This window comes from Collinsella sp. AF19-1LB (genome assembly GCF_003459655.1).
GTDB lineage: Bacteria > Actinomycetota > Coriobacteriia > Coriobacteriales > Coriobacteriaceae > Collinsella.
This window is the reverse complement of sequence record NZ_QRWO01000049.1, coordinates 1-5,785: the sequence shown is the minus strand read 5'-3', so window position 1 is coordinate 5,785 and position 5,785 is coordinate 1. Positions and strand designations below refer to the sequence as shown.

Annotated in this window: 7 protein-coding genes; 5 read left to right on the top strand and 2 right to left on the bottom strand. The window is 60.1% G+C overall.

What is annotated here, in order from left to right:
- Together DWX39_RS10495 and DWX39_RS10490 are read right to left on the bottom strand one after the other, a co-directional pair.
- On the bottom strand, nucleotides 1-727 hold a 727-nt coding region (locus tag DWX39_RS10495; protein ID WP_117759893.1), incomplete at its 3' end, for a hypothetical protein.
- Nucleotides 724-1,452, bottom strand: coding sequence for a lantibiotic protection ABC transporter ATP-binding protein (locus DWX39_RS10490; protein WP_055250122.1), 729 nt, complete (start codon nucleotides 1,450-1,452; stop codon nucleotides 724-726). The genes DWX39_RS10490 and DWX39_RS10495, both read right to left, overlap by 4 nt.
- 396 nt (nucleotides 1,453-1,848) lie before the next feature.
- Here DWX39_RS10490 and DWX39_RS10485 point away from each other — a divergent pair, with 396 nt between their 5' ends.
- The 5 genes from DWX39_RS10485 (at nucleotide 1,849) to DWX39_RS10465 (ending at nucleotide 5,663) form a co-directional block, all read left to right on the top strand.
- Entirely contained in the window at nucleotides 1,849-2,553 is a 705-nt protein-coding gene (locus DWX39_RS10485) for a CDP-alcohol phosphatidyltransferase family protein (RefSeq protein WP_117759891.1), read from the top strand.
- A 66-nt stretch (nucleotides 2,554-2,619) separates the two neighbouring features.
- Nucleotides 2,620-3,054: an FHA domain-containing protein gene (locus tag DWX39_RS10480; RefSeq protein WP_006236002.1), complete on the top strand. Its 435-nt coding sequence runs from the start codon at nucleotides 2,620-2,622 to the stop codon at nucleotides 3,052-3,054.
- A gap of 3 nt (nucleotides 3,055-3,057) precedes the next feature.
- Nucleotides 3,058-3,942 (top strand): MerR family transcriptional regulator, encoded by an 885-nt coding sequence (locus DWX39_RS10475; protein ID WP_117759889.1) that lies wholly within the window; start codon nucleotides 3,058-3,060, stop codon nucleotides 3,940-3,942.
- 36 nt (nucleotides 3,943-3,978) lie between these two features.
- Nucleotides 3,979-4,509 carry an adenine phosphoribosyltransferase gene (locus DWX39_RS10470; protein ID WP_199411499.1) on the top strand — a complete coding sequence of 177 codons (531 nt, stop codon included), beginning with the start codon at nucleotides 3,979-3,981 and terminating at the stop codon, nucleotides 4,507-4,509.
- 32 nt (nucleotides 4,510-4,541) lie between these two features.
- Nucleotides 4,542-5,663, top strand: a complete 1,122-nt coding sequence (locus tag DWX39_RS10465; RefSeq protein WP_117759885.1) for an NlpC/P60 family protein — start codon at nucleotides 4,542-4,544, stop codon at nucleotides 5,661-5,663.
- The last annotated feature ends 122 nt before the right edge of the window (nucleotides 5,664-5,785 follow it).

Sequence of the window (5,785 nt, the reverse complement as noted above, 5' to 3'; positions counted from 1 at the left end):
TGAGCGCGGCGAACGCGAGCGCGCAGACCGCAAGGCCCGCCAGCGTGAGCATGCCGTCCGCCATGAGCGCCCCGCCGAGCGCCATGTCCGCCGCGAGCGGCTCGCCGCTCGGCAGCACGGGGATGAAGCTCGTGGGGATGACCATGTTCGCCGACGGCGGAAAGAGCTGCGGCAGCGGCACCAACGACCAGGCGAACCCACCTACGAGTTGCGCGGCGAGCGGGCAGAAGATGCCCGCGAGCATGCCGAGCCGCGCCGTGAGGAAGAGCCCTGCGGGGATCATCCACGCCGCGGTCACCGTGTTGGCGAGCGCGCAGAGGAGCATCGTGAGCGTGCCCGCGGCCGTGAGACCCTGCGAGGAGAACGCCGATCCCGCGAGGTAGATGCCGAAGACCACGAGGTTCGAGAGCGTGCAAAGAGCGAGGCACCAGAGCGCCTTAGCCCACCAGGCTCGCCCGAGCGGGAAGCCCAGGCCCAGAAGCCCCCGCATCCGCGTGCGAGCGTCCGCCCGCGCGACGCACGCCACCACAAGCGATAGAGACACGGGCAGGAAGAGCGCGTACCAGTAGTTCCACGCGCTAAAGATCTGCACGCCCCGGTAGGGCATCGCGCCGAGCAGCGGCATCGGCAGCGCCATGAGCACGGCCAGGCGAACCGGTGCCGCGTGGCGCGACTTCAGGGCCTCGGCGCGCAGGCCCGCGAGCAGGCCGCCTTTCTCACCCGTCATGCCGCCACCTCCCCGCGCGCTCGTCGCCCTTCCCGGCAGAAGCTCATGAAGAGTTCCTCGAGGTCCTGTCCGGGACGAAGCGCATCCTCGTAGGCGAGGCGCCCCCCGCAGATGATGCCGATGGTGTCCGCCATCTGCTGCACCTCGGAGAGGATGTGGCTCGAGACGATCACCGTCGTACCCGCCGCCGCGAAGCCGCGGATCTGGTCGCGCAGCTCCTCGATGCCGATGGGGTCGAGGCCGTTGGTGGGCTCGTCGAGCACGAGCAGGCGTGGCCGGGCGATCAGCGCCAGTGCGAGCCCCAGGCGCTGCCGCATGCCCATCGAGAAGCGCCCGGCGCGCTTCTTCCCGGTGTCCGCGAGGTCCACGGCGGCGAGCACCTCATCTATGCGGCTCTCGGGAAGGCCCAGCAGCGTGGTGCGCACGCGCAGGTTCTCTCGCGCGGTGAGGTTGGGGTAGAGCGGCGCCTCCTCGATGAGGCTGCCGATTGCGTAGAGGTCCTCGCGGCGCCAGGCGTGCCCGGCAAAGAGGATCTCCCCGGCCGTCGGCCGCAGCATCCCGCAGATCATCTTGAGCGTTGTCGACTTGCCGGCGCCGTTGGGACCGAGCAGCCCGTACACCTCGCCCTCGCGGATATGAAGGCTCACATCGGCCACGGCGTCCTGCGCCTGGTCGCCGCGGCCGAAGCGCTTGGTGAGCCCACGCGTCTCGAGCATGTAACCCATGGGTTTATCCTTTCTCTTCCGGGAGCGCGGGCCGAGTCACCGTGCCCGCGCGCCTTACCTTTCGGGTTCACCATCCATGGTGGGGCGCGTTTCTAACGAAGCCGTAACGGCCGTTGGGCTCTTTTGGCGCCAACCCTTCTCGACCCGCACATCATGATTAATTTGCTTAAGGCAACAACTTTCCCGATCGATGTAATCACCGAATCAAAACGTGTACATCAGCCATCAAAGATGCCGAAAAATGTCATATTTGGAGGCTGATGTACACAAATGCAGAATCCCGCACAACCCAGTAGCATCCTCCATATGTCTGGACTCTCTATGCATACGCTGGATAGACATCGCCGGAACGGGTATAGTATCGAAAGTTTTGTCGTTAACCAGCGGGGGAGTCCTGTGGGCATCAAAAAGAAGATCAAAAAGGAGCTTATCGGCACTTCCGATTACCCGTCGAATAAGATCTTTACGATCTCCAATTTCATCACCTTTACGCGCCTGATCCTCACCCTGGTATTTCTGTACCTGTTTGTGACGGATAACAACCGCGTCATCGCCATCGTTATCTACGCCGTTGCCGCCTCTACCGACTGGATGGACGGTCAGATCGCCCGCATGACCAAGACGGTCTCGTGGCTCGGCAAGGTCATGGATCCCATCTGCGACCGTGCGCTGCTGTTCACCGGCGTACTTGGGCTGGTGGTCCGCGGAGAGCTGCCCATCTGGGTCTGCGTGCTCATTATTGGCCGCGACATCTATCTGGGCATCGGCACGCTTATCGTGCGTCATTATCACCGTCGCCCCATCGATGTCGTCTTTCCCGGAAAGATTGCCACTGCACTGCTCATGACCGGCTTCTCGCTCATGCTGCTCGGGTTCCCCGTTATTGACGGCCTGCATCTTTTACCTTCAACCCTTACGGCCTTCCCGGGCCTCAACGGAAGCTCGGTGCCCCTCGGCATCTTCTTTGTGTACGGCGGCGTGATCTTCTCCATGCTCACGGCTGTCATCTATTCCATTAAGGGCGGAGTGGCCATTAAACAGGCTCTCACGCATCCCGAGGACGAGGACATCGACTTTCTGAACCCTGAAATCGAAGACTGATTCGTTGGGGTATGATTACGTACGGTTCATTATTTGCGGCACGTCCGCGATAAGTTAGGGGTTGTCATGGACAACATGGTTAACAATATGCCTCAGAATGATAAGACTGCTGACGCTACCTGCGTATTCCGCGTGCCTTCAAGCGACGTCACCGTTCCCGACCTCATGGCCAACGTGCGCATCACCGCACCCGTTCTGTCCATCGTCAAGGGTCCGCAGACTGGTGCCGCCTTTGAGCTCGAGGACGACGTGACCACCATCGGCCGCGATCCTGCGAACGGCATCTTCCTCAATGACATGACCGTTTCGCGTAGCCACGCGCGCATTATTCGCGAGGGCCTCGGCGCTCGCATTGAGGACCTGGGCTCGCTCAATGGCACCTGGGTCGACGGCGCCATTGTCAACGCGGCCCCGCTGCACGATGGTTCTTCCGTCCAGATCGGTACGTTTACGCTCATCTACCACGAGAGCACGCCGGAGCGCATCGAAACCGGTGAGTAGGGCATGGCCGAACGCAACTATCTGAGTATCGGCCAAGTCGTCAATCTACTTCGAGGCGCATACCCCGATCTATCGAACTCAAAAATTAGATTTCTAGAAGATGAGGGGCTCATCACCCCTCATCGAACGCCTAAGGGGTATCGCCAGTACTCCAAGGAAGACGTTGACCGTCTCGAGGTCATCCTGCACCTGCAGAAGACCCGCTACATGCCGCTCAACGTCATTAAGCAGCGCTTGGAAAACGCAACGGACCTGTCCACTTTGGCTTACGAGGTGGGTCTTCTGTCCGATGTTCCGCTTAAGACGGAGCCCAAGGAGACCAAGCAAAAGCTGCACCCCATCGAGACGATCCCCGACATGCTCGGTGTTGAGATTTCGTTTATCCGCTCCCTTGCCGAGAACGATCTTATCCGCATCATCAAGAGCCCGCAGAACCGAGAGCTCGTCGATGGCAGAGATTTCCCGATTATCCGCTACTGCTCGGAGCTGTCGCGCTTCCACATTGAGCCGCGCAACCTGCGTCAGTACGTATCGTCGGCAAACCGCGAGTCTTCGATGTTTGAGCAGGTTCTCGTGAGCATGCTCGGCATGGATACCTCTGATGATGAGCGCGACGCCAAGCTCGAGCGCGCTTTTAAGAAGCTGCACGACCTCACCGAGGGTGTGCATACCGCGCTCCTTAAGAACCGTGTCTTTGAGTCGCTCAACGCCGTGGTCGAGGACGCCGACATTGATGCACTCGATGAGGAGATTGCACGTTCCGAATCCACCAAGGCTAAAAGCGATGGGGCAAGCGTCCCCGCGGTTGCCGCGCACGAGGAGTCGCTCGTGCAACCGTCCAAGGTCGTCGTCCCCTCGCATAACCCGTCTGCTAACACGGGTAAATAATCGCCGTCCACCCGGCAATCCATGAAAGGTCACGCCATGTACGACTTCGAATCTCATATCGTCGATATCCCCGACTATCCCGAGCCCGGAGTCGTCTTTAAGGACATCACACCGCTCTTTGGCAATCCCGAGGCCCTGAGGGCCATGGTGGATGCCCTTGCCGAGCATTTTGCCGATATGGGCATTACCAAGGTCGTAGGACCCGAGGCCCGCGGCTTTATGGTCGGTGTGCCCGTGGCCGTCGCCCTAGGTGCCGGCTTTGTACCCGCACGTAAGCCCGGCAAACTGCCGCGCAAGACGATAAGCGAGAGCTACGAGCTCGAGTATGGAACGGATTCTATCGAGATTCACGCCGATGCCATCAGCTCTAAAGATACCGTGTTGATTCTGGACGACTTGGTCGCGACGGGCGGAACCGTCGAGGCAACAGGTAAACTGGTGCGTGATATGGGCGCAAAGCTTGTGGGCTACGGTTGTATCCTTGAGCTTGCGTTTCTCAACCCGCGCAAGAAGCTCACGCCGACTGACGACGATGTTGAGCTCTTTAGCCTGGTGACGGTGGACTAGCCGTTACCCTTAGTTACTGGAAAGGAAGCTACATGCGCACAGCAAACACGCACAGAAACATGGCACGCTGCGCTGCTACGGCAACCCTCGCTTGTGTTTTGGGCCTGGGCCTCGTGGCTCCGGCCTACGCCGATACCGCATCCGACCTTGCCGCTGCTCGTACTAAACTCGAGCAGATCGGCACGCAAACCCAGCAAATTCACGATGAACTCTCCGCACAGACGCAGGAGCTTGATCAGACTGCAGGCGAGATTACGCAAAAGCAGCAAGAGATCGCCGAAGGCCAGGCAAAGCTTTCGAGCTACGTTGCCGGTGAGTACAAGACCGGCGGCCTGAGTCTCCTTCAGGTCCTGACGGGTGTCGACGATCTGGGCGATATGCTCAACCGTCTGTTCTACTACGGCAAGGTGTCCGACAAGCAGGCCCAGACCATCCAAGAGGTCAAGGACCTTAAGCAGCAGCTCACCGATAAGCAGGCCGAGCAGGAGAAGAACGTCGCCGCGACGCAGAAGAAAGTCGACGAGCTCAATGCCCAGCAGGCTGAGGCCCAGAATGTCGTGAACTTCCTGGATTCACAGCTGCAGGCCGAGCTTGCTGCCGAGGCCGAGGCCAACGCTGCGCTGCAGGCTGGCATTAATGCCAGCACCGCCGAAAAGGCCACGGTGAGCAACGACACCGCCGGTACGACCGAGAACACCAACAATGGTGGCGGTACGACCAACAACGGCGGCGGCAACACGCCTGCGCCCGCGCCCGCTCCTGCCCCCACGCCGCAGCCCGTGACGCCCGCTCCGACTCCGACGCCTTCCGCACCGAGCCAGTCCGTTGACGGCGGTACCGTTGTTTCTCGCGCTTATAGCAAGCTGGGTTGCGCTTATTCTTGGGGCGGCATTGGACCGAACAGCTTTGACTGCTCCGGCTTTGTAAGCTATTGCCTCACGGGCCGCTACTGCCGTCTGGGCACCACCGGCACTTTCATGGGTTGGACCCGTGTGTCCGATCCGCAACCCGGCGATGTTGTGGTTAACTCCTACCATACCGGCATCTATATCGGTAATGGCCAGATGATCCATGCTTCCGACTACAAAACGGGCGTTATCATCAGCTCCGTCGCAGCCGGTATGAACAACAACTACATCTTCGTACGCTACTAATTTATTACTACAGCGAACGAACATGGGCCTCGCGATCTTGAGTCACGAGGCCCATTCTTTTTACCCCTACCGTTTGCCATAAAATCAGGGGTTGATTTCCGATCTCAGCCGAACACATTGAG

Excerpts from the sequence above, each read along its gene's own strand:
- DWX39_RS10490 (WP_055250122.1), bottom strand. The coding sequence starts at position 1,452 with ATGGGTTACATGCTCGAGACGCGTGGGCTCACCAAGCGCTTCGGCCGC.
- DWX39_RS10480 (WP_006236002.1), top strand. The coding sequence starts at position 2,620 with ATGGACAACATGGTTAACAATATGCCTCAGAATGATAAGACTGCTGAC.
- DWX39_RS10475 (WP_117759889.1), top strand. The coding sequence starts at position 3,058 with ATGGCCGAACGCAACTATCTGAGTATCGGCCAAGTCGTCAATCTACTT.
- DWX39_RS10470 (WP_199411499.1), top strand. The coding sequence starts at position 3,979 with ATGTACGACTTCGAATCTCATATCGTCGATATCCCCGACTATCCCGAG.
- DWX39_RS10465 (WP_117759885.1), top strand. The coding sequence starts at position 4,542 with ATGCGCACAGCAAACACGCACAGAAACATGGCACGCTGCGCTGCTACG.